Below are 22,402 nucleotides of genomic sequence, written 5' to 3' on the forward strand. Positions count from 1 at the left end.
GCCGTTCGGAATCTGTACGGGACGGAGTCGCATCGGCAGGCGATGCTGCGGTTGCGAATACCAGACGATAAAACCGATGGCAAAGCTGGCAATTGAGACAAATTGTCTCAACGGCTTGTCTCAATGGCACGATCCGCCGCCCGCATCTCACGCGCCCGCATCTCACGCCCGGCGGCCAAGCCATCTGCCGACGCGCAGGCCCGCGGCAAGGTGCCGCCGCGCGGCCCCGCTGGCGAGCACGCCGAGCACCTGCGCAAAGTTTTTCAGGACAGTGCGGCTGCCTCCCGCCGTCTCGCCCTGCCGCGCGTCCGGTTCCGGCTGCCGCCTCCCGCGGGAGTGGCAGCGGCGCATGATCATCTTGCGCAGCATCGCCCCGCGCGCTCCGGGCGCAGCAGCGGCGACCCGCCCTGCCCAGCCGAGTTCAGCCCGGCGCGACATGTCCACAAGCATCATGCGGGCGGCATTTTCCACCACCCGTGGCGGCAGATCCTCCGGTTCGTGCCCCTCCCAGCGAATGCCCGCCGATCCGGCATAAGTCCGGGCAAGGCACAAGGCGAGCTGCGCACTGCGAACCGCATCGCAAGCCTGTGCCTCGCTCCAGAACAGCGGCCAGTCGATCCCTCCTTTCGCCACCAGCACGTCCATGTCGAGCAAGAGCAAGGGCCCGTTGTTGAACTGGTGGTCGCAGACGGCATGAAGGATCAGGTGCAGCAGCGTGTCGGTGGACGTGAACACGCGCAGCCCCCCTGCCGCCTCGCAAGGCTCCGAGCGCGCCACGGCCCTGCGCCGGAAGCCCTGTTCGCGCTCTGCGGAAGCGGCGTCATGGACGTCGAACGTGCTCCTGTGCAGTTCGACCGCCACACCGGTGGTTTCATCGACCAGCGCGGCAAGATGCTTTTCCGATGCGGGAGCCGCTCCATCCCGCCCCCGGAAACCATGGGTCCGCAAGAGGCGATCCGCCCGGCCGATAGCATCACCGTCAACGAGCAGATCGAGATCACGCATGGGCCGCAGCGACGGCTCGATCCAGTCCCGCCAGACGACCCCTGCCCCCTTGAGCGCAACGGCATCGATGCCCTGCGCTGCGAACAGGTCTGCCGTGCGGGCGAGAACCGCCCTGCGATCGAGCGCACGCCTCGCCGATCGTCTGCGGGCAGCGCGCCATCGCGAGACGAGGTCAGGCGGTGCTTGATCTGCAAACCCCGTCTCCTGCGCGCGCGCATCGAGCAGCGGCAGGAGACGGTGCTGGCGGGCCGCCATCGTCAGCCTGCGCCAGCCGCCATCCTCCAGCACGCCGGCAGCCCGGCACGCGGCATCGGCCCCTCCCCACAGCAGCGGGAAGAGGGACATGGCGGCATCATCGCGCAAGGCAGAACCGTTCTTCGCGGCCTTCGATCCCGTGGACGGCCACCATCACAGCCGCCAATCGGCTTCGCTGCCAAGCACACCCTTGAGATCAGCCAGTGTGCCCCCAGGCGCGACGAGGGCCCGGATCGCAGTGCTTCCCATATCGAGATAAGCCTTGTGCGGCACTGCGAGCAGGACGAGGTCATAGACCTCCCCGAGCGCCTCGTGCGACGGCCGCCGGCAAAAGGCCCGTTCCGCTTCGGCGGGATCGGCAACCGGATCGTGCAGTGTCACCGAATGCCCCTCGCGATCGAGCGCCCCGACGAGATCGGAAACCTTCGAATTCCGCAAGTCGGGCACGTTTTCCTTGAATGTGAGGCCCAGCACCAGCACGCTTCCCGGACGGCCTTCCCGCGCGCGGTGCAACGAGGCCGCCACATAGTGGGCCATGGTGTCATTCACCCCCCGCCCGGCCAGCAGCACCTGCGGCTCGTGCCCCAGCGCCTGCGCCCGGTGGGAGAGATAATAAGGATCGACGCCAATGCAGTGCCCGCCGACGAGACCGGGCGTGAAGGGCAGGAAGTTCCATTTGGTCCGCGCCGCCTCCAGAACGTCCCAGACGGAAATGCCCATCTTGGCGAAAATCTGGGCGATTTCGTTCATGAAGGCGATGTTGATGTCACGCTGCGCGTTCTCGATCACCTTCGCCGCTTCGGCCACGCGGATCGATGCCGCCCTGAACACCCCACCGCCGGTAATCGCGCCATAGAGAGCCGCAATCGAATCCAGCACTTCGGGCGTTTGCCCGGCAACGACCTTGGTGATGCGATCAATCGTATGCTCACGGTCCCCGGGGTTGATCCGCTCGGGACTGTAGCCGACGAAGAAATCGCGCCCACATGTCAGGCCCGAGCTGCTTTCGAGGATCGGAACGCACACTTCCTCGGTGACGCCCGGATAGACCGTGCTTTCATAGACCACGACAGGCGCCTGCCGGCCCGGCGCGCCCTTAAGCCCAGCCGTACCTCCGAGCATCGCGCCGACCGTCCGGCTGGCCTCCTCGACCAGCGAAAGATCGGGGCGCATCTCGCCATCGACCGGCGTCGGCACTGTGACGATGTAGAAATCGCTCGCCATGCAGTCCGTAGGATTGCTCGTCACACGCAGCGCCGAGGCCTCTAGCACGGCATCATCAATCTCCCCGGTATGGTCATGCCCGCGGGCGATCCCGGCGATCCGCGCTTCATTGACGTCGTAGCCCGTCACAGTGAAATGCCGCGCGAGAGCCACGGCCAGCGGGAGGCCGACATAGCCCAGCCCGATGACCGTCACCGCCAGCTTGTCCTCCCCTGTGGCACCCGTCATCGATGACCGAACCCGGTAAGCATCGTCTTCACTGTCTTGGCGACGATGAGGAAATCGAGCCAGGCCGAGAAGTTGCGGATATAGTAGAAATCGTACTGCAGCTTCGTGCGCACTTCGTGCACTTCGGCGACGTGGCCCTGGTTCACCTGCGCCCAGCCGGTAATTCCCGGCCTCACCACGTAGCGGTAACGGTAGAAGGGTATCTCACGCTCATACCACGATGACAGAGCGCAAGCTTCGGGCCGCGGACCGATCCAGCTCATCTCGCCCCGCAGGATATTGAGAATCTGCGGCAATTCGTCGATCCGGCAATGGCGCAAGACAGCACCGACGCGCGTGATCCTCTCATCATTGGGGCGCGTGATGAAGGCATCGGCCTCATCCCCGCCTTCGCCAAGCGGAAACGGGCGGTGGACCATGGTGCGGAACTTGAAGACAGTGAACGGCTTGCCGCGATAGCCGGTGCGGCGCTGGCAGAAGAACGCCGGCCCGGGCGAATCGATCCGGATCGCGATCGCGGCCACGAGCATGACCGGCGCGAGGATGACAAGCGCGGGCAAGGCGCAAAGGCGGTCGAGCCAGGCCTTGCCGAACAGCAGCGAACTGTGTGGGTTGAGCGCGCCGAGATTGTTTTCGGACAGATGCTCCAGATCGGCCCGGCCAGTCAGAGATTCGCACAAGTCCTTGGCGTGGTAGACCGGTATCCCGGCCAAGACGTAATCGGCGAGCCGCGACTGCCAGAGCGAATCGTGATCCTCGCGAAAGTCGGCGGCCACCGCATCCACCCTCTCCGGCCAGGTATCGAGCCTGAGCGGGAAGGCCCTGACGCCTGGCATGGCCCTGAACCGCTCCGCGCTCCCGCCGCCTACCACGCCCAGCCTCAGGGCGCGGCGCTGCGTCGCGGCATAGACGAGGAAGAACCAGACGAGCGTGAGAACGAATGTGCTCAGCAACATGGCCCGCGAATAAGAGATACGGAAAAGCAGGATCGCAGCCAGTACGCCCCCGAATGACAGAAGGTAGCCGGCAAGAATGCCGGAGCTTTCCTGCGTTCCGGGAATCTTGCCAAGACTGCGATGCAGCCAGAAACCCGCAACGATCGCGGCGAAGCCGGCAAGGGCGGAATTTTGCGCCTGCAGATCGAAGATTCCCGAAGGCCGCGTCCATGCCAGCACGCAAAACGGAACGCCTACGCACACTATCGCTGCCAGGAAAACCTGATTGACCGGATGAAGCCAGCCGCCGTGCCGGCGAAGCTGCAGATCAGACATGGCCCCGGCTCCCGGAAACATTCAAGCCGCCAAATTTCCGGCGTTAACCAAAGAAATTACGGCTATACTTTCCATCAATGCCTTGCCATGCATCCAAATCAGTGAGTAATTTTGACATCCTCGGGAATAAATTTATGGGAAACACCACAACAACTCAACATTAACATTTTGTCATTCTGCATCCGGATTTAGCAAAGAGCGCTGAAATCCTGGACGCCATCCTGCCATAAGCCTCATAGTCAAGTATCAGGAATGAGGGACACCGGGCATTGAAAGACTGCAAATCAGCCATCAGCCCCCTCGATCCGGACTGGCGAAGGCATCTTGCGGATGGTGACATTTGCCTGCCGCAGGAGACTGTGAGTCTGGCCTGGCCTGCGATGACCTTGTCGGCGGCGCCTCGACTTGGTCCCCATCCGTCCAGCCCGCCTCAGGACCGCTGTCCATGATGCCGCCCTTGCAAGCGCGCGCGCTGTTCATCAGCTATGACGGCCTTCTCGATCCCCTCGGGGGTAGCCAGATCCTCCCCTACATTCGTGGAATAGCCCCGGCCTGCCGCTACTACCATGTGCTCAGCTTCGAGAAGCCGGCGCGGTTCCATGCAAACGGCCGCGCCATGCAGGCGGAGTTGGTCCATGAGGGGATCGGCTGGACACCCCTCACTTTCACATCGCGGTGGGGCAAGGCCGGCAAGCTCTGGGACCTGTTGCGGATGCACTGGGCCGCCCGGCGCATCCAGCACAAGCACGGGATTTCGCTGGTGCACTGCCGAAGCTATCAGGCCATGCAGACGGGGCTGATGCTGAGCCGGCGCAGGGGCACGAAGACAATATTCGACATGCGCGGCCTCTGGGTGGACGAACGGCTCGACGGCGGCATCTGGAAATCCCGCTCTAGGCTCGATCGCGCCTTGTACCGCCGCTGCAAAGCGATCGAGCGGCGCCTGCTGCAAGGGGCAGACCACATCGTCAGCCTGACGCATCGCGTCATTCCCGAATTGCGCGGCATTGCCCCCGATGCCCGCGCGCCAGTTTCGGTCATCCCCTGCTGCGCCGATTTCGAACACTTCGTGCCGCCTTCGCCCGAAGCCCGCGCAAAGGTCCGCGACAGTCTCGGCATCGCGCCGGAGGCAACAGTGGCCTGCTATCTCGGGTCGCTGGGCACCTGGTATCTTTTCGACGACATGCTGGACTGGTTCCGGCGCCTTGCCGAACGCGATGCAAGCGCGCGGCTGCTCCTGATCACCGGCGACTGGAGCGATGCCCGGGAACAACGGCTCCGCGATCTTGGACTCGCCGGACTGCGCGGGCGCATCGTAGTGCGCTCCGCCACGCGGACCGAAGTCCCCGAACTGCTTGGCGCCGCCGATGTGATGCTCAGCTTCATCAAACCGGCCTATTCGAAGCTGGCCAGCTCTCCCACGAAACTTGCCGAAGCCTATGCCATCGGCCTTCCGAGCATCTCGAACACCGGCGTGGGGGACGTCGCCGAACAGACCCGCAGGCTCGATGCCGGCGCCGTCATCGATCTGGACGACGACGAAGCAGTCGAGGCTTCCGTGCGCGGCATCGATGCAATCATTGCCAAAGGCGGCCCCGCCTTGCGCGCACGCGCCCGCGCCGAACTGGACCTGCCCGTGGCCATCGCACGCTATCGCCACATCTATACCGCGCTCGACAAGGAAGCGGCACCATGACGGAGGCCACCTACGTCGTCGATGTCTGCCACACCCTGTTCGACGAAGACACGACCCTGGGCCTGCTTCGCTGCCATTTCACAAGAACGCGGCGCCCGCTGCGGCGCGTGTTCATCACCATGCTGTCGGCCCGGACCAGCCCCTTGCGCGCGGCGCTGATAGTGCTCGAACGCCTCGGGCGCCGCCCCTTGGCCAAGCACCTCGCCGTGGGGCTGCTTAGCGGAGATCAAGCCAGCGCGCTTGGCGAGTCTGCGCAGAGCTATGCCCAAACGCTGCTTTCAGACCACCGCGTGCCGCAAGTCTGGGAAATCTTCTCGCAACGCGCTGCGAAATCGCGCGTCATCCTCGCATCCGCATCCCTTGACCCGATCATTGCCGCACTGGCCCGCGAGATCGGCGCCGATCATGTCGCCAGCACGCTGGAAGAGCGCGGCGGCAGACTGACCGGCCGCTACGCGCATGACGTAACCGGCCGCAAGCGCGAAGCCATCGAGGCGCGTTGCGGCAGCGAAGCCCTTTCCGGCAGATGGATCGCCATCAGCGACAATCTCAGCGATGCCGCGCTCCTTTCCGGGGCGACACAAGGCTACGCCGTGATTCGAAAGCCCGCCCACCGCGAACGCTGGGCGGGCTTTCGCGGCGAGATCGTGGAGGCCTGCCGATGAACGGCCTGCTCTGCCTTCCCGGTGCCTATTTTGCCTCGACGCGTCTGCGGAACGGCTACCTTGCCTTTCATGCCGCCTTCGAATGGGCGCCCGCACTGCTGCTCGCCGCGCTGTTCGGGCGATTTGCGCCGCTCCCCTCCATGGGCCTGGCGCTGCTGGCCTATCTGGCGTTCATCTCGGTGTACGAGATCGGTTATATCGTGAACGACCGCTATTCGGCTCTCAGGGAGACCGACGGGCGCGTCCGGGGCTCGCAAACCACAGGGCCGCTCACGATTGCAGCCTGGATCGCCATTCGGCTGGGCTGTTTCTTCGCAGCCACTTACGCCATCGGCGCCTGGCATTCCCCGGCATGGTGGGGCTTCTTCCTCTCACTCGCAGCGGTATTCGCCTTTCACAATCTCGCGACCGACCGCGAGATCCGCACCTTCAGCTTCGTCTGGCTCGCGTGGCTGCGGTTCATGGCCCCGGTGTTCTGGATCATCGAGCCCGCCCAACTGTTCGGCATCGGCACCGGAGCTGCCCTCGTCTATGTGATATTTCGCGAGCTCGCCTATCTGGACAGCAAGGCGCTTCTCGCAATGCCCGGCCGGCAGCGCCCGAACGTGAGGCTCACGGCCTTTGTCCTGCCTGTGCTTGCCCTGCCTGCCGTTTGCACGCAGCCATCGGGCCGGGGGCTTGCCCTGCTGATCGTCTGGTTTGCCGCCGTGGCTCTTGCCGGACGCGCGCTCGGCCTTCCGCGGGACGGAGCCTAGCTATGCCAGGCCTGAAACATCAGGACCGCCCACAGCGGCTGAGTGGCATCCTCTCTTCCGGACAGATGCCGGGACCAACGTTCGCGAATGACGGCGACATCGAACAACCCGCTGCGTGCCAGAGCTTGCGGTGCCAGCAGGTCCTCGGCCCAGAACCGCAGCGGCCCGCGCAGCCATGGGCCGACCGGAATGGCAAAGCCCGCCTTCGGCCGGTCGAAGAGACCGGCTGGCACATGCGAATAGAGCAACTGCTTGAGGACGTGCTTGCCGCCGCCCTCGCCGAAGCGCAGCTGCGGAGACATCCGGGCCGCGACACCGGCCACTGTGGGATCGAGAAAGGGAACGCGCGTTTCCAGGCCGGTAGCCATGGCCGCACGGTCCAGCTTGGTAAGGATGTCTCCAGGCAGATACGAGACGGTATCCACATGCATCAACGCAGTTTCGCGCGGCAGTGCGGCAAGGCGCGGGTCAAGCGCCAGCCGCGCCTGACGGCGGACCTTTTCCGCCAGTGGATCCGGCCGCAGCGCCCAGTCGTCAAGGAAACTGTCCAGAAGCGCATCGAACCGCTGCGATCCCGCCACCATCCGCAGTGCATGACGCGTCCTGTGCCCGAACTGCGGCGAAGGAGAGCGGCCGGCTGCCCGTGCCATCACCTGCCAGGCACTGGCCGGAATGCCCCCCGCTGTCCGCAGCAGCGGCTGGCGCAGCGGACCGGGGATGCGTTCCCGCCACCGCCAGAGCCAGGGGATCTGCACATGCCGGGTATAGCCGCCGAACAGCTCGTCCCCCGCATCACCCGACAGCGCGACCGTCACCTCGGTGCGCGCCAGCCGGCTGACAAGGTGCGTCGGGATCTGCGAGGAATCCGCGAAGGGCTCGTCGTACATGGCCGGCAGCCGGGGAATAACCTCGCGCGCTTCCTCAGGCGTGACGTACAGCTCGGTATGATCGGTGCCGATCGCGGCCGCGACCTTGCGCGCATGGACCGCCTCGTCGAAACCGGCCTCGGTAAAACCGATGGTAAAGCTGCGCACGGCCCGTCCGGACTGCCGCTGCGCCAGCGCTGTCACGAGCGAGGAATCGATTCCACCCGACAGGAAAGTGCCCACCGGCACATCGGCAACGAGCTGACGGCTTACGGCACCGGCAAGCGCCTTTTCCAGAAGATCGAGCGCCTCTGCTTCATCGACGATCGGATCGGCTGCTCCCGCCAGCACCACTTCGGCATAGTCGAACCAGCGCTCGACGCGGACCGGCCCGGATTGACCGGGTTCAGGTGCTTTGGCCGGACAGTGCCGGTCGCCGCTTTCCGGCACGACCAGCAGGCACCCCGGCTCCAGCTTGAAGACACCGCGATAGATCGACAAAGGCGCCGGCACATAGGCGCGCGCAAGCAGCACACTGAGCGCCTGCAGTTCGATGCTCCGCTCGAACCCGGAAAGCCCGGCAATCGGCGCCAGCGTCGATGCGAAAGCGAAACCGGCCGGAGTCCAGCCGTAGTACAGCGGCTTCTCGCCAAAGCGGTCCCTCGCAAGCGACAGAGTCCGCTGCTCCCGGTCCCACAGGCCGAGCGCGAACATGCCTTCCGCCCGTTCCAGCGCGCTTCTCAGCCCCCAGGCCGCTATCGCGGCCAGAAGCACTTCGGTATCGGAATGCCCTTTCCAGGGCGGCGCTGCGCCCTCGCCTTCCAGCCGGTCGCGCAAGGCCGCAAAGTTGTAGATTTCGCCGTTGAAGGTGAGAACGTAGCGCCCGCAGACAGACTCCATCGGCTGGCGCCCGGCCTCGCTCAGGTCGAGAATCGAGAGCCTGCGGTGCCCCAGTCCAATGCCGCCGTCATCCGCAACCCAGATGCCTGCGCCGTCCGGACCGCGCGGTTCGAGAGGCGCGATCATCCCGGCTATATGCTGGCTTTCGACGGGCGCGCGGCTGCTCATGAGACCTGCGATGCCGCACATGTCCTGCCGCCCCTCTCGATGCCTTGCCGCCGCCCCCGGCATCGTACCGGCTGCTGCGCTACCCTCTATGGCATGATGGCAAGGTCAGCAATCGCATTTGCTCGGCGTGCTTTCAGGGCAGGCCCATCAACGCAAAACCGGGAGCCATAGCCGGACGATGCGGGAAGAACCGAACTCGACACAGGGCCACTTGGCTTTCCTCCTGCCCTCGATGGGTGGTGGCGGCGCCGAACGCCTGACGATCGAGCTGATGCGCGGATGCCTTGAACGCGGGCACAGTGTCGATCTGGTGCTGGTGCGCCGCGAGGGGGAATGGCTCGCCTCGGTGCCGAAGGAAGTGCGGATCATCGACCTCGGCGCAGACCGGCTGCTGCAGGCCGCACGCCCGCTGCGCGCCTACCTGCGCCGCGAACGCCCGGCCGGGATGCTGGCGGCCATGTGGCCGCTGACCACCATTGCCATTGGCGCGGCGATGGGATTGCGGCCACGCCCTCGCATCGTCGTTGCCGACCACGGTGTGCTTTCGGAGGAATATGGAGACGGTTTCCTGCAATCACTCGGCCTGCGCCTCGCTCTCGCAGGCACTTACCGTCTGGCGGATGGCATAGTCGGCGTCTCGAAAGGGCAATGCGCGGACACGGCCCGTCTGGCCATGCTGCCGCGCAGTGCCATTACGGCGGTCGCCAATCCCGTTCCTCCCCCCGCATCAGCAGCTTCGCGCGATGCCTGGAAGGGCGCTGTGGGCAAACGCATCCTTACTGTCGGCAATCTCAAACCGGCCAAAAACCACCGCTTGCTGATCGACGCCTTCGCGAGAGTCGCGCAGCAGATGGAAGCGACGCTGGCCATCGTCGGAAGCGGCCCCGAGCGCGCAGTCATCGAAAGACAGGTGCGCACTGCCGGGCTGACCGGCAAAGTGCTCCTGCCCGGTTTCGTCCCCGAACCGGGCAAGTGGTATGCGGGCGCCGATCTTTTCGCGCTCTCATCGAGCCGGGAATCCTTGGGCAATGTCCTTGTTGAGGCGCTCCATTTCGGGCTGCCCGTGGTCGCGACCGACTGTCCCGTCGGCCCTGCCGAAGTTCTCGGAAACGGCCGTTGGGGCCGGCTGGTGCCTCCGGATGATACCGAGACCTTTGCCAGAGCCATGATGGAGGCGCTGTCCACCGAACACAATCGCGCTCCTCTGATGGCCCGCGCCGCCGATTTCGATACGGATCGTGCGGTGGATGCCTATCTCGAACGGCTCCTCGGCTCATGAGCACCGGTCGCCCCGTCATGCAGATGTTTGCACGATCATCGTTGCAGATGGCCCTGCTCTATGCTGCCTCGACCGGGCTTTCTTTCCTCTCGGGCGTCGTCGTCGCGAACCTGCTGGGCGCCACCGGCTATGGCCTCTACGCGATCGCGCTCTCGATTTCGACGCTGGCAGGGCTGGCCGCCGAATTCGGCCTTCCCACCCTGGCCATGCGTGAGGCCGGCCGGGGCCTGGCGACCGGCGAATGGGGGCTGCTCAAAGGCCTTGTCGCCTGGAGCGACCGGGCCATCCTGCTGCTCTGCATGTTGATCGTGCTCGCCGTTGCGACCCTGGCAAGTCTCGGCCTTATTGATGCCAGGCATGGTCTGCTTCGCGTCCTGCCTTTCGGCCTCCTGCTCATTCCCTTCGTTTCGATCGGCAAAGTGCGCGCCTTCGCCCTGCTCGGGCTGGACCACGTTCTGGCCAGCCAACTGCCCGTGGTCGTTGGCCGGCCCCTGCTGTTCATTGCAGGATGCGGGGGCGCCTGGCTCGTCTGGGAGCGTATCGACCCGGCGATGGCCATGGCCGCGCAGGCAGCGAGCGCGGCCTGCGCGATGGTCGTCAGCCTCGTTCTGTACCGGCGTCTGCGCCCCGCAGCGCTCGTCAAGGCATCTCCGGACCGCGATGTCCGCGCATGGCTCGAAAGCTGCGTCCCCATGGCGATGACCGAAGGGTTGCGCCTGTTGCAAGGCCAACTGGCGCTGCTCCTCGTCGGCCTGCTTGCGGGCGTAGCCCAGGCCGGGACCTACCGCGTGGCCGACGCCGTCTCGCAAGTCACGCTCGTCCTTGTCTCGGCCATCGCAACCGCAGGCACACCCATGTTCGCCCGGCTCCATGCCGCAGGAGACCGCGAAGGGCTGCAGAACCTCGCCTCTCTTTGCACCATCGCCATGCTCGGCGGTGCCTTCATCGTTGGATTGCCCATAGCGCTCTGGGGCGATCACCTGATTCCCTTCGTGTTCGGCAGCAACTTCGCTTCCTCAGCGGCGCTGTTCCGTATCCTGTGGGGCGGACTGCTCGTTTCCGCGATGCTGGGTATGCCGCTCTCGATTGCCAACATGACCGGACATCACGCACTTTCGACGCGGTCATTCCTGATCATGGGGATGGTCAACGCCAGTCTCGGCGCCCTGCTGATCCCGCACTTCGGAGCGGCCGGCGGTGCCCTGGCGACCTCTGCAGCGCTGCTGATCGCCACCACCTATTGCAGTTTGCGGCTCCATGCGGCGACCGGCATCGACACGACCCTGTACGGGCTGCGCCACATCCACAAAAAAGCGAGCGTGACTGGGAGAAAGCTTTGATCCGGTTGTTTTCAGCCCTACGCCTGATGCGCCAGGCCGCCCGAAGCTGGGCGATGCGTGCCTATGTCCGGGCAGCTTATCGCGGAGTAAGCTGCCATCCGACAGTTCGGTTCGGCCGCGGCGCAAGGCTGCGGTGTTTCGACGGCGGCACCCTGACGCTGGGGGCAGGCGTTGCCCTGGGCGATTTTGCCTATCTCGAAGCGGCCGCAGGACACCTCGAAATCGGCGGCAATTGCGAAATCGGCAAAGGTGCGATCGTGGTCAGCCGCGAGGCCGTCTCCATCGGCGATGGCACCCTTGTCGCGGAATATTGCACGATCCGCGACGCCGATCACCGTCATTCCGGAGATGACCGACTGGCCGATCAAGGCTTTGAAACGGCGCCGATACGGATCGGCCGCGATGTCTGGCTCGGCGCGAAAGTCACGGTAACGCGCGGCGTCGAACTAGCAGACCATTGCGTTATCGGCGCCAACTCGGTCGTAACCCGCAGCGCTGCCGAACGCGGCATCTACGCCGGTGTCCCGGCAAGGAGGATCCGATGAGACGAACCCTCCATTGTGGCACGATGCCCAAACCGATAGACCGCTCGACGGCAGGAGCAATGGCTTCGCCCGATGCACTCCGGGAGAAATCGGCGAAATGACCATATATTGGCTTCTCTTCGCTTTTGCCGCAGTCATGGCGCTCATTTTCCCGGTGAGTGCGGACCACCAGCGTATCGGTCCAATCCAGTCGCTTGCTTTCGTAGGGTTCCTTTCCGCTTACGTTCTGGTCGCCGGCCTTCGTGACGAAATCGGCGGGGACTGGATCACTTATGCGGACATGTTGGACGAAGTATCGCATCTCAGCCTTCTGGGCGCGATGCGATACACCGACCCCGCCTTTGGCGCGATCCTGTGGTCCTCAAGCCGCCTCGGGCTCGGCGTCTATCTCGCCAATGGCATCTGCGCCGCCTTGCTCGCCTATGGAACCTTGCGCATATCGCTCACGACAAGGGAGCCTTGGATGGGCATCCTCATCGCCGTCCCCTATCTCTTCATCGTCGTGGGAATGGGCTACGTGCGCCAGGCTGCGGCGATCGGGACGATCATGATCGCGATCGGTTCGCTCAACGAAGTGCGCCGCGTGCGCACCATCGTCACAATGGCACTGGCCGCCGCCCTTCACTCGACGGCCAGCGTCACTTTTCCTTTGGTGGTGCAAGGACTGGTGGCGCGCCGCCGCGTCCTGGCGACGGCTCTGCTCGCTTTCGGGATTGCCGCCTTCCTGCTGGTGATCTCGCTGCGGTTTTCACGCTTCGAAAGCGGCTACCTCGACAGCGAATATGATTCGAGCGGTGCCCTCGCGCGCATCCTGATGACAGCCTTGCCTTCGATGCTGCTGCTCGCGCGATGGCGCTACTTTCCCTATTCCGGCCTTGCCCGCCGCGTCTGGCTTCTGTTCGCCATTGCCGGCGCGCTGACGCCGCTCGCACTGTGGCTGAGCCCCTCCTCCACCGCGGTGGACCGCGTCACGCTCTATTTCGCGCCCGTCCAGGTGATCGTGTTCGGGTCACTGCGCGAGCTGCTCGGCCTTTCGACCGGTACGACTTATTTCCTGCGCATGATGGGCGTCGCACTGGCCGCGCTGGTGCAGACGGTCTGGCTCCTGCTGGCGACCAACGCCGATTTCTGGGTCCCCTACCATTCGGTACTCGATACCATTTCGGCGGCGGCCCCGTAGATGGCGCCGTCAGCCCCCCTGCTGATGATCTCGGCAAACCAGGCCTGGAACCTGGTCAATTTCCGCAAGGGCCTGATCCAGGCCCTGATCGAACAAGGGGTCGACATCATCGCAGCAGCCCCGCACGACGATGTCTGGAGTCCGCGGCTCGAAGCGATGGGGTGCCGGCTTGCCCATGTCGCCTACGACGCCTCGGGCCTCTCCCCCCACCGCGACGCAGGTACGCTGCGGCAGATTTTCGGACTGATGCGGCAGCATCGTCCCGCAGGCTGGCTGAGCTGGACGCCAAAGGCCAATATCTACGGCGCCCTCGCGGCCCGCGCGGCCGGCGTGACCGCGATCCCGAACGTCTCGGGCCTCGGCACCGCGTTCATCCGGCGCACGCCGCTGACGGCAGCGGTCGCTCTGCTCTACCGGTTCGCCTTCACACGCTGCCCGGTCGTCCTCTTCCAGAACCACGATGACCGCAACCTGTTCGAACGATGGCGCCTGACGCATCCGGATCAGGCGCATGTCCTGCCGGGATCCGGGATCGATCTTGCCCATTTCGCCGCCGACCGCGAAAGGCGCGCGCCCGGCCATTTCGTGATGATCGCGCGTCTGCTGGCAGACAAGGGCGTGCGCGAATTCGCCCAAGCCGCGCGCATTCTCCGGCAGCAGGATCCCTCGCTGCAGTTCAGCCTGGTCGGCCCCCTCGGCGTGGACAATCGCACCGCCATCGGCCCCGGCGAAGTGGCCGGCTGGGTGCAGGAAGGCACCCTGCGCCACCTGCCGCCCGTCGATGACGTGCGCCCGGTCATTTCCGGTGCCGACTGGATCGTCCTGCCCTCTTACCGCGAAGGGATGTCGCGGCTGTTGCTGGAGGCCGCGGCCATGGGACGGCCGATGATCGCGACGGACGTTCCCGGTTGCCGCGACATCGTGATCGAAGGCTCCACCGGCTTCCTTGCCCAGCCTCGAAGCACCGCGTCCCTCACGGCCGCGCTGAAACGAGCTGCGGCGACCGACGACAAAACCTGGCACAGAATGGCAAACGCTGCCCGGGAGATGGCAGAGACATGTTTCTCACAAGAAAAAGTTCTCTCGCTTTATTTCGAAGCCATGTATCGAGCGGACATATTACAAAGATGTAATCGTGCTTGAAACTTCTCAAGAACAGAAACGTCAGATAAGACTGCCGGCATGACAAAGGGACAGGATCGCAAGCCGGCGGGATGGGCATGGCCCCTTAAACCCCGCCGCGCAGCGAAGCTCATCTTCTTTCCTGTCCTGTTCCTGCTTGGCGCTTGCGCCATGCGTGGCGGAGACATTCCCTATGGCGGGGCGGCATTGGGCCCTGCGGACCGTCTCTCGCGGGCCGACACGCCATACGACCTCGTGCTCGGACCGCTCGACGAACTGACCATTACCGTCTTCCGGATACCGGACCTCAGCGGCGATTATCAGGTCGATTCCAAAGGCTTCCTCAACCTTCCGCTGCTCGGTCCGGTAAACGTGCGAAACCTTGATGCAACGGCATTCGCGCAGCGGCTGGAGCAGCTTTACGGCGAGCGCTATCTCAACAATCCGCAAATCTCGGTGCGGGTCACGAACACCAGCGGCACGAACATCACGGTCGAAGGCGGTGTGACCCAGCCCGGCGTCTATGCGCTTGCCGGCCCGACCACTCTGCTCGGCGCGATCGCCACGGCGCACGGTATCGACAAGGATACGGGCAATCCGCGCCGGGTCGCCATTTTCCGCAAGCAGAACGGGGAAACTGTCGCGGCTGCGTTCGATCTCATCGACATCCGGCACCGCAAGATGGATGATCCCATGGTCTATCCCGGCGATACGGTGGTGGTCGATGCGGACAACCTTCGCCAGATCTATCACGACTTCCTGACCAGCCTGCCCAGCATCGCGGTCTTCTCGCGGCTATGACGATGGCACTGTCCGGACTGCAAGCCCACGAACTCCAACCGGGAAGGTACGGGAATTGAACGCTGCGGCGAATATCGAGGGGCATGGCGCCGCTGCGCATACCGGGCCGCATCTGGGCTCTCCCGTATCCGTTCTCGAACTGCGCGAAATTCTGCGCATCCTGCTCGAACATCGCTGGGTCGTGCTGGGGATGGCGCTTGCCGGGCTCCTGCTTGGCCTGGCCAGCGCGGTCATGACAACGCCCCTCTACCGGGCGTCGGTGCTGCTCGCCTATGATCCCAACGCCACCGCATCTCTCGATGAAACGGCGGACCGGCGCACGATACGCCCGTTCATGGCCAACCAGGAGATCATCGCGACGCAGACCGGAATGCTGTACAGCGATGCCCTCTCACGCCGGGTGGCGGAGCAACTTCACCTTGTGGATTCCCCCAAGTTCGGCGGAACCTCGGGCACGCGCGAACAACGGCTCGATCGCGCGGCGAGCCGTGTGCGGTCCGGCATCAGCGTCAGCAGCGAAAAGGCCAGCCTGCTGATCCGGCTGAACTATTCGGCGCCAGACCCTGCCATTGCCGCAAAGATCGCGAATGCGCTGGCCAAAACCTTCATTGCCATGAGCCTCGAACGCAAGTTCAGTTCGACGGACTACGCGCGCAAGTTCCTCGGCGACCAGCTGGCGAAAACACAACATGCGCTCGAAAGTTCGGAAAGCGCGCTCAATCAGTACGCCATCAATTCAGGCCTGTTCCGGTCTCCCGGGCAGACGGTCGATGGCCGGTCCGTCGAAGGGCCTCCCATTTCCGTTACCGATCTCGGAGCGATGGAAACCGCGCTCAACGATGCCACGGTCAAGCGGATCGCGGCGGAAAACGCCTATCGCCACGGAAGCAAGGACAGCCAGGCCAGCAGTACCTCCGCCATTTCCACACTGGTCGCCCAACGGGCCACCCTGCAAGCCGAGTACAGCGAGAACGAAAAGCTGTTCAAAGCGGATTATCCCGAAATGCGGGAAACCCGGGCAAAGATAGAACAGCTCAACAAGGCCATCGCCACGGAACAGGGGCGGCTTTCTTCCGACAGGAACTCGGACCTTGCCGCCGCCTACAAGTCCGCCGCCGGCGAGGAGACGGCCCTTGCCGCGAAAGTCGCCCAGGCCAAGCAGCGCGTGCGCGAGGACCGGGCCCGCTCGGTCCGCTACACCATCCTGCAGCGTGAGGCGGACACCAACCGCTCGCTCTACGACGCCCTGCTCCAGCGCTACAAGGAAGTCGGCATCGCCGGCGTGATCGGCCAGAGCAACATTTCACTGGTCGACCCGGCTCGCGAGCCCCAGCATCCCTTTCGCCCGCGGCTTTTCGTCAATCTCTCGGTGGGGCTCGCTTTCGGTCTGCTGGCCGGGCTTGCGAGCGCCTTCGCGCTTTACGTCCTTTTCGACCGGATCATCGATCCCTCCGACGTGCGCAACAAGCTCTTCCTGCAAGTGGTCGGCGTGATCCCGCGCGAAAGGGGATCGGAAAGCATTGCCTCCGTGCTCGAAAACCCGGCCTCGACGCTGACGGAGGCCTATTATTCCTCGATCACGTCCTTGCGCTACGCACGCCCCGAAGGCTTGCCCCGCACCGTGTTCATCACCTCTTCCCAGACGGGCGAAGGCAAATCCACGTCCTCCTTCGCGATTGCCAGCAGCTGCGCCCGGCTGGGCATGAACGTGCTGCTGATCGACGCCGACTTGCGCCGCCCGACGTTCAGCAACAGCGCAAGTTCGCAGCCCGGTTTCGCGCACCTGCTTGCCTCCGGCGACGCACTCGCGCCGCTCGTCGTGAAATCGGCGACGGAAAATCTCAGCCTACTGCCGGTGGGGGCGCCCGCAGGTTCGCCTGCGGAACTGCTCAGTTCCGCCCGTTTGCCGGCAGTTCTGGCCGAAGCTTCCGGGCAGTTCGATCTCGTCGTGCTCGATGGCCCGCCGGTGCTGGGGCTGACCGACGCGCCGCTTCTCGGTTCGGTGGCGGATGCCACGCTGCTCGTCGTCGAAAGCCGCAGAACCCGCATCGGTACGGCGAACGATACGGTCCGCAGGCTGCGCGATGCCGGCGCCAGCATCTTCGGTGTCATCCTGACCAAAGTCTCCCGCGGCAATGCCGGCTACGGATACTATGACAGCTACACTTATGGCGCCGGAGAGCCCTTCGATTCCGACGACAGGGGACGATTCCGCCCGCAAGGTGTCCAGCAGGACAAGGCCTGATCCGTGCCCTGGAGCGGGACGTCATCAAGGCCACACTCCCTGAAACCCACACTGCTTGCCATAGGGACGTCCTGTGCCATGCTCGCCTTGGCCGTGGCCGGAGCTGCCGCACGAAACCTCGATACCAATGCCATGCTCGCGTGGCGCCCCCTTGCCGCGCAACCGTTCTTCGCCGCTGCCGGCAGTGCGAAAGGACAGCGGCGCGCCGAACTTCTGCAAGAGGCCATTCACCGCGATCCGCGTGCGCCAGAGCTCCGTCTCGCGCTGATCCAGAACCTCGTCCGGAGTGGCCGGATGCCGGCTGCCGTCGATCAGCTCGCGATCCTCCGCCGGCTGGATGCGCCGCTCACGGACGAGGTTCTTGCGAAACTGGCGAGCCAGATCGTTTCCCCGTCGCGCGCACGCGCCGTTGCCGAAGCCTTCGGCAAGCACCCCGAACTTTTCGTTCCCATCCTCTCGCATCTGACGCAAAGCCCGGACAAGGCACCGGCCGTGACCCTCATCCGGCATATGCCGCCAAAGGCCTTCGACATTGCCCCAGTCCGGGCCGCGGCCATCGGCATTCTGGCCGACGGCGGGGAATACCGGCGCGCTTATGCGCTCTGGTCCGGCACATTGCCCCCCGCCCCGCCGCTTCGCGACCCTGACTTTTCGGGGAACACGCCCGAAGGCCCGTTCTCCTGGCGCTTCACCTCCGGCGACGCCGGAGCCGCCGACCGGACGCCGGATGGCCTGGAACTCGTGGCCTTCGGCCAGCAATCCGGCGTTCTTGCGGACCAGCTCCTTCTCCTCGCCCCCGGCCCTTGGCGGATAACGCTCGACTACGAGATCATCGACCATGCGAACGGCGGCATCGCCCTTGCCCTGCGCTGCCAGGACAGCGGGCAGCCCCTTGCCTCCGCAGTGCTCGGAGGCAACGCCGGTTCGCGTCGCACGATATCGCTCGACGCCGTGGTTCCCCGCAGCGATTGCGCAGGACAGCGGCTGCAGATCGAAACCGGGCCATCGGACGACCTGAAGGACATGCACGCGCGCGCCTTTTCCATCCACGTTACACGGGCCGCCTCATGATCCGGCCTGCCCGCGATCTGCAGCCCAGGGCCTGGGCGACACTGGCCTACTTGTTCCTCACACTGGTGCTCGGCGGGGCGAGCGCGGCGGGCTATGCGGCGAATTTCCTGCTGCAGGTCAGCGGCGCATTGCTCGCCGGCTGGTCGCTTCTTGACCGGGCGGAACAGCGCCTCGGCAGATTGCTCGGGACAGCCCTCCTGCTCGGTGTCCTGCTGGCCGTTGTCCAGTTCCTACCGCTTCCCCCTTCCCTCTGGACGCGAATGCCCGGACGCGAAGCGGTGGCGCACGGCTTCGACCTGCTCGGCGAGCCGCGCCCCTGGCTGACGCTTTCCCTCGCCCCTCTCTCCAGTCTCGGATCGCTCGCATGGCTGATCCCCGCAGCCGCGCTGTTCCTGGCCATGCGAGCGCCCGGCGCGCCCGCCTTGCGCTATGTAACAGGGGTGGTTCTGGTGGCCTCGGCGATTTCGCTGCTGCTCGGCATGGCCCAATGGATGACGGGGCGCTTCTACGTTTACGAGATCACCAACTTTGGCCGGGGGCCGGGCTTTTTCGCGAACAGCAACCACCAGAGCAATCTGCTGCTTGCCGCCATCGTGCTGGGCAGCGCTCTCCTGCTGGAGCAGCGGCAGGCGCGAGATGGCCGCAGGACACTATCTGCCATCGCGATCGTGGCCCTGCCGGCTTTCTACTTTGCAGGACTGCTCATCAACGGATCGCTGGCCTGTCTCGGGCTGCTTGCCCCCGTCACGATTGCCCTGATCCTGATCGCGCACCCGGACTGGCGGGCCAACCGGGCCGTGACAGTGCTCGCCGTGGCCCTTGCTATCCTGTGTCTGGCCATTGCCGCCTTCGGCCCCTTCGCCAACGATCTGGGCGGCGATACGGCGATTGCGGGACTCAGCCGGAAGGATTTCCTTGTGAAGGGCCTCGCGATCGCGGGCAAGTTCGCACCGTTCGGTTCAGGACTGGGAACGCTGCCCACCCTCTATCCCTGGTTCGAAGACCCGGCGCTGGTAAGCGCGACTTACGTGAACCACTTGCACAACGACTGGCTGGAACTGATCGTCGAGACCGGCCTGTTTGGCGCGGCAGCCATGGGCGTGTTTGTCTTCTGGTTCGCACGGCTCGCAGGCCGCCTCTGGTTTTGCCCGGCGACGCCACCGCTCATGCTGGCGCCACCGATTGTCCTCGCGGTCGAGTTACTGCACAGTCTGGTAGACTACCCGCTGCGCACAGCTGCTCTGGCCGGCCTTGCCGCAACCATGGTTGCGATCATGTCAAACGAAGAACAGGCGTCATCGGCGGCGCCTGCAGGAAAATCCTGAAATGCCGGATCAGGGGCTGACAGGCGGATGGTTGCCCGACCCGCCCGTTGCGAACGCCACGGTGAGCCCCAGTCCGGCCGCGCCCAACAGCGCGATCGGCATCCAGCCGCCCAACCTGCCGCCTCCGCCGTTGCCGTCAGAACCGCCGCCATTGCCGTCATCGGCGACAAAATGGCTCACGCGGGCAGGAAGCTTGCCAAGGGCACCGCTGGCGCCCAGCGCCGGTGAAGCGATCAGCCCCAGAGCTGCGACAACAGCGATAGTTTTGCCGAATGTCATGGTTTCCTCCGAAACGCTACCAAACCGGGACTGTATAGACTCCGGCTTATTGGCACACTCGCCTTCGAAAATCAAGAAAATGGGGCTACTCAAGCCAGTTCCCATATGTCCCCATACAGTCGCGAGCAAGCAGCCCCCTGCCCTTCACCATTCCAGCCACGCCAGAATTGAGAAAAACGGCCGCGATTCAGAGCTTCCCTGGCAGACCATGAGCACGAAAGGCAGTAGATGAGCGCAATATGGGGCCTGTTGCGCTTCGATGGCGCCAGCGTCGCCCCCGGCGATCTCAAACGGATGGGGGCGGCATTGCGCGCCTTTGGCCCCGATGCCAGCGAGACACTGTCGCACGACAGCATCGGCCTGGGCCACAACCTTCTGATCGTGAATCGCGAAGACCGCTTCGAGGCACAGCCGCTGCACGACCACGAAAGCCGGCTTTCGATCGTCGCCGACCTGCGCCTCGACAATCGCGAGGAACTCGCGGCTGAACTCGGCCTCGAAGGCACAGCGAACTGGCCCGACAGCGCTTTCGTGGCTCCGGCCTACCGCCGCTGGGGAGAGGACTTTGCCGCTCACCTGCTAGGCGATTTCGTCATCGCGATATGGGATGCGCCGCAACGCCGGCTGCTCCTCGCCCGCGATCACATGGGACAGCGGGGGGTCTATTGGCACAAGGCGGAAGACTTCTTCGCCTTTGCGCGCGAACCGGAAGCCTTGTGGCAACTCCCGGATATTCCGCGGTGCTACAGCGAGGCATCGCTCGGCCGCCTGATTACCTTGTGCCTGCTTCCACGCGACCGCATCGAACCATTCAAAGGCCTGCACTACATCGAACGCTCCACCCTCCTCATCGTCGAGGCCGATGGCGCCATCCGCACACATCGCTACTGGCAACCGCAGGCCGCCGCCGAGCATATCGGGCGCGACGAGACCTATTATCGCGAAACCTACGAGCGCGTGCTGACCGAAGCGGTCTCATGCCGGGTGCGCCGGCTGGAAACCCCGCCCGCGCTGCTGTTCAGCGGCGCTTTCGACAGCGGCCTCGTCGCCGCGATTGCAGGCCCCATCGCTCAGGCGCGAGGGCACAAGGTCATTGCACTCAGCAGTGTACTGCCTCCGGGAGAAACCCGCCCAGGGCTGGAGGACGCGCGTGCCGCGGTCGAAGCCTGGCGCGATTGCCCCTGGCTGGAAATCCATCTGCATACCCACCAGGACAATCCTCTCTGGACGAACCCCGAAGCCTATTTCGCGGAATTCGGCAGCATTGGCCTGACCCAGCCCTGGCAGGGCGAATTGGCACAGACCGCATCGGCGTGCGGCGCAAGGCTGCTGATGACCGGGATGGGCGGCGACTACACCGTTCACCCGCGCGCACGCTGGATGCTCGGAAAATGGCTGCGCACGGGGCACTGGCTGCGTTTCACCCGTGAAGCCATGCTATACCGCCAGCGCTCCGGCCGGTCGCTGCGCCGGATCTGGAGCCAGCATATCGCCGGCTCACTGGTGCCGTTATCGTGGCAACGGCGGCAACAGCGCCGGCGCTTCGGTGCCGGCCCCGCATGGAGCCATACACCGATCGCAAGCAGTCTGGCCGAACGGCTGCTGGCAGAGGGAGAAATCGACGATGCGCGCGTGAGGACCGGCCGCCGCTTAGCTGCGCGCTGGCGCGACACGCTTCGCGATACAGTCGAATCGATCGGCATTGCGCAACTGCCCGGAGTGGCTGCGGCTGGCCGCCTGGGACTGGATTACTCCTATCCGTTTCACGACAGGCGCGTAGTCGAACTGGGACTGGCATTGCCAGACAGCCTGCTGTTTCGCGACGGGATCGATCGCTGGCTGCCCCGCACGGTTTTCGCCAACCGCCTGCCGGCTGCCCTGCTTGCCCATACCGGCGGCAATACCACTCCGGGCCCTGACTATTTCCGCTTCGCCCAGGCCGCCGCCCCCGCCTTGCTGGAAACAGCGCGGGCCATGGATCACGATGGACGGATCTCCGCTTATGTCGATCTGACGAAAGCAGAGCGATTGATCGCCTCGGCTGACGAACACAGCCGGATGGGCCACGACCGCCTCCTCAGCGCGGTACGGGCGCTGGTAGCGGTACGCTACAAACTATGGCTGGACGGCACGAACCGCTGAAACCGCTACCGACGTGAAGACGGAAGGATTCCTTCTTCGC

General features: G+C 64.8%; 18 protein-coding genes. 13 read left to right on the forward strand and 5 right to left on the reverse strand.

The genetic code is table 11. From position 1 onward, the window contains the following. Nucleotides 1-162: 162 nt before the first annotated feature. The 3 genes from NN5_RS12005 to NN5_RS12015 all read right to left on the reverse strand — a co-directional run bounded on the left by NN5_RS12005 (nt 163) and on the right by NN5_RS12015 (nt 3,983). Complete coding sequence (locus tag NN5_RS12005) at nt 163-1,350, reverse strand: nucleotidyltransferase family protein (protein WP_157081112.1); 1,188 nt, start codon at nt 1,348-1,350, stop codon at nt 163-165. A 63-nt stretch (nt 1,351-1,413) separates the two neighbouring features. Continuing rightward, nucleotides 1,414-2,712: a nucleotide sugar dehydrogenase gene (locus NN5_RS12010; RefSeq protein WP_067734341.1), complete on the reverse strand. Its 1,299-nt coding sequence runs from the start codon at nt 2,710-2,712 to the stop codon at nt 1,414-1,416. Continuing rightward, a complete protein-coding gene (locus NN5_RS12015) occupies nt 2,709-3,983 on the reverse strand; it encodes a sugar transferase (RefSeq protein ID WP_067734342.1) in 1,275 nt (424 codons plus the stop codon). Before NN5_RS12015 ends, NN5_RS12010 begins: the two co-directional genes overlap by 4 nt. A gap of 445 nt (nt 3,984-4,428) precedes the next feature. Between NN5_RS12015 and NN5_RS12020 the strand changes: the two genes are divergently transcribed. Genes NN5_RS12020 through NN5_RS12030 form a run of 3 tightly spaced genes read left to right on the forward strand, consistent with a single transcriptional unit; the run spans nt 4,429 to nt 7,099 of the window. Beyond that, nucleotides 4,429-5,679 carry a glycosyltransferase gene (locus NN5_RS12020; protein WP_067734343.1) on the forward strand — a complete coding sequence of 417 codons (1,251 nt, stop codon included), beginning with the start codon at nt 4,429-4,431 and terminating at the stop codon, nt 5,677-5,679. Further along, the gene (locus NN5_RS12025) at nt 5,676-6,344 is read left to right on the forward strand and encodes a haloacid dehalogenase-like hydrolase (RefSeq protein ID WP_067734344.1); all 669 of its coding nucleotides are present in this window, start codon (nt 5,676-5,678) and stop codon (nt 6,342-6,344) included. Before NN5_RS12020 ends, NN5_RS12025 begins: the two co-directional genes overlap by 4 nt. Continuing rightward, nucleotides 6,341-7,099: a hypothetical protein gene (locus NN5_RS12030; RefSeq protein WP_067734345.1), complete on the forward strand. Its 759-nt coding sequence runs from the start codon at nt 6,341-6,343 to the stop codon at nt 7,097-7,099. The genes NN5_RS12025 and NN5_RS12030 overlap by 4 nt, the downstream gene beginning before the upstream one ends. On the opposite strand, the gene asnB is transcribed toward NN5_RS12030, so the two are convergent. Continuing rightward, nucleotides 7,096-9,096, reverse strand: coding sequence for an asparagine synthase (glutamine-hydrolyzing) (asnB, locus tag NN5_RS12035; RefSeq protein WP_306305101.1), 2,001 nt, complete (start codon nt 9,094-9,096; stop codon nt 7,096-7,098). The two genes, NN5_RS12030 and asnB, sit on opposite strands and share 4 nt — an antisense overlap. Before the next feature lie 115 nt (nt 9,097-9,211). Here asnB and NN5_RS12040 point away from each other — a divergent pair, with 115 nt between their 5' ends. The 9 genes from NN5_RS12040 to NN5_RS12080 all read left to right on the forward strand — a co-directional run bounded on the left by NN5_RS12040 (nt 9,212) and on the right by NN5_RS12080 (nt 19,941). Further along, on the forward strand, nt 9,212-10,312 hold the full coding sequence (locus tag NN5_RS12040) for a glycosyltransferase (RefSeq protein ID WP_067734347.1): 1,101 nt from the start codon (nt 9,212-9,214) through the stop codon (nt 10,310-10,312). Between the two features lie 47 nt (nt 10,313-10,359). Further along, nucleotides 10,360-11,652: an oligosaccharide flippase family protein gene (locus NN5_RS12045; protein WP_067734348.1), complete on the forward strand. Its 1,293-nt coding sequence runs from the start codon at nt 10,360-10,362 to the stop codon at nt 11,650-11,652. Between the two features lie 26 nt (nt 11,653-11,678). Next, nucleotides 11,679-12,197, forward strand: a complete 519-nt coding sequence (locus tag NN5_RS12050) for an acyltransferase (protein ID WP_067734349.1) — start codon at nt 11,679-11,681, stop codon at nt 12,195-12,197. 97 nt (nt 12,198-12,294) lie between these two features. Beyond that, the gene (locus tag NN5_RS12055) at nt 12,295-13,377 is read left to right on the forward strand and encodes an EpsG family protein (RefSeq protein ID WP_067734350.1); all 1,083 of its coding nucleotides are present in this window, start codon (nt 12,295-12,297) and stop codon (nt 13,375-13,377) included. After that, nucleotides 13,378-14,520 carry a glycosyltransferase family 4 protein gene (locus NN5_RS12060; protein ID WP_067734351.1) on the forward strand — a complete coding sequence of 381 codons (1,143 nt, stop codon included), beginning with the start codon at nt 13,378-13,380 and terminating at the stop codon, nt 14,518-14,520. A gap of 39 nt (nt 14,521-14,559) precedes the next feature. Continuing rightward, nucleotides 14,560-15,300: a polysaccharide biosynthesis/export family protein gene (locus NN5_RS12065; protein ID WP_067734352.1), complete on the forward strand. Its 741-nt coding sequence runs from the start codon at nt 14,560-14,562 to the stop codon at nt 15,298-15,300. A gap of 55 nt (nt 15,301-15,355) precedes the next feature. Then, nucleotides 15,356-17,545: a GumC family protein gene (locus NN5_RS12070; RefSeq protein ID WP_067734353.1), complete on the forward strand. Its 2,190-nt coding sequence runs from the start codon at nt 15,356-15,358 to the stop codon at nt 17,543-17,545. 78 nt (nt 17,546-17,623) lie between these two features. Continuing rightward, nucleotides 17,624-18,616, forward strand: a complete 993-nt coding sequence (locus NN5_RS12075; RefSeq protein WP_067734354.1) for a hypothetical protein — start codon at nt 17,624-17,626, stop codon at nt 18,614-18,616. Beyond that, nucleotides 18,613-19,941, forward strand: coding sequence for an O-antigen ligase family protein (locus NN5_RS12080; RefSeq protein ID WP_067734355.1), 1,329 nt, complete (start codon nt 18,613-18,615; stop codon nt 19,939-19,941). Before NN5_RS12075 ends, NN5_RS12080 begins: the two co-directional genes overlap by 4 nt. Nucleotides 19,942-19,950: 9 nt before the next feature. On the opposite strand, the gene NN5_RS12085 is transcribed toward NN5_RS12080, so the two are convergent. Further along, entirely contained in the window at nt 19,951-20,220 is a 270-nt protein-coding gene (locus NN5_RS12085) for a hypothetical protein (RefSeq protein WP_067734356.1), read from the reverse strand. 228 nt (nt 20,221-20,448) lie between these two features. On the opposite strand from NN5_RS12085, the gene NN5_RS12090 reads away from it, so the two are divergent. Continuing rightward, on the forward strand, nt 20,449-22,362 hold the full coding sequence (locus NN5_RS12090) for an asparagine synthase-related protein (protein ID WP_067734357.1): 1,914 nt from the start codon (nt 20,449-20,451) through the stop codon (nt 22,360-22,362). Nucleotides 22,363-22,402 lie beyond the last annotated feature (40 nt).

Origin of the sequence: Novosphingobium naphthalenivorans NBRC 102051 (assembly GCF_001590985.1) — a bacterium.
In the GTDB taxonomy this organism is placed as follows: Bacteria; Pseudomonadota; Alphaproteobacteria; order Sphingomonadales; family Sphingomonadaceae; genus Novosphingobium; species Novosphingobium naphthalenivorans.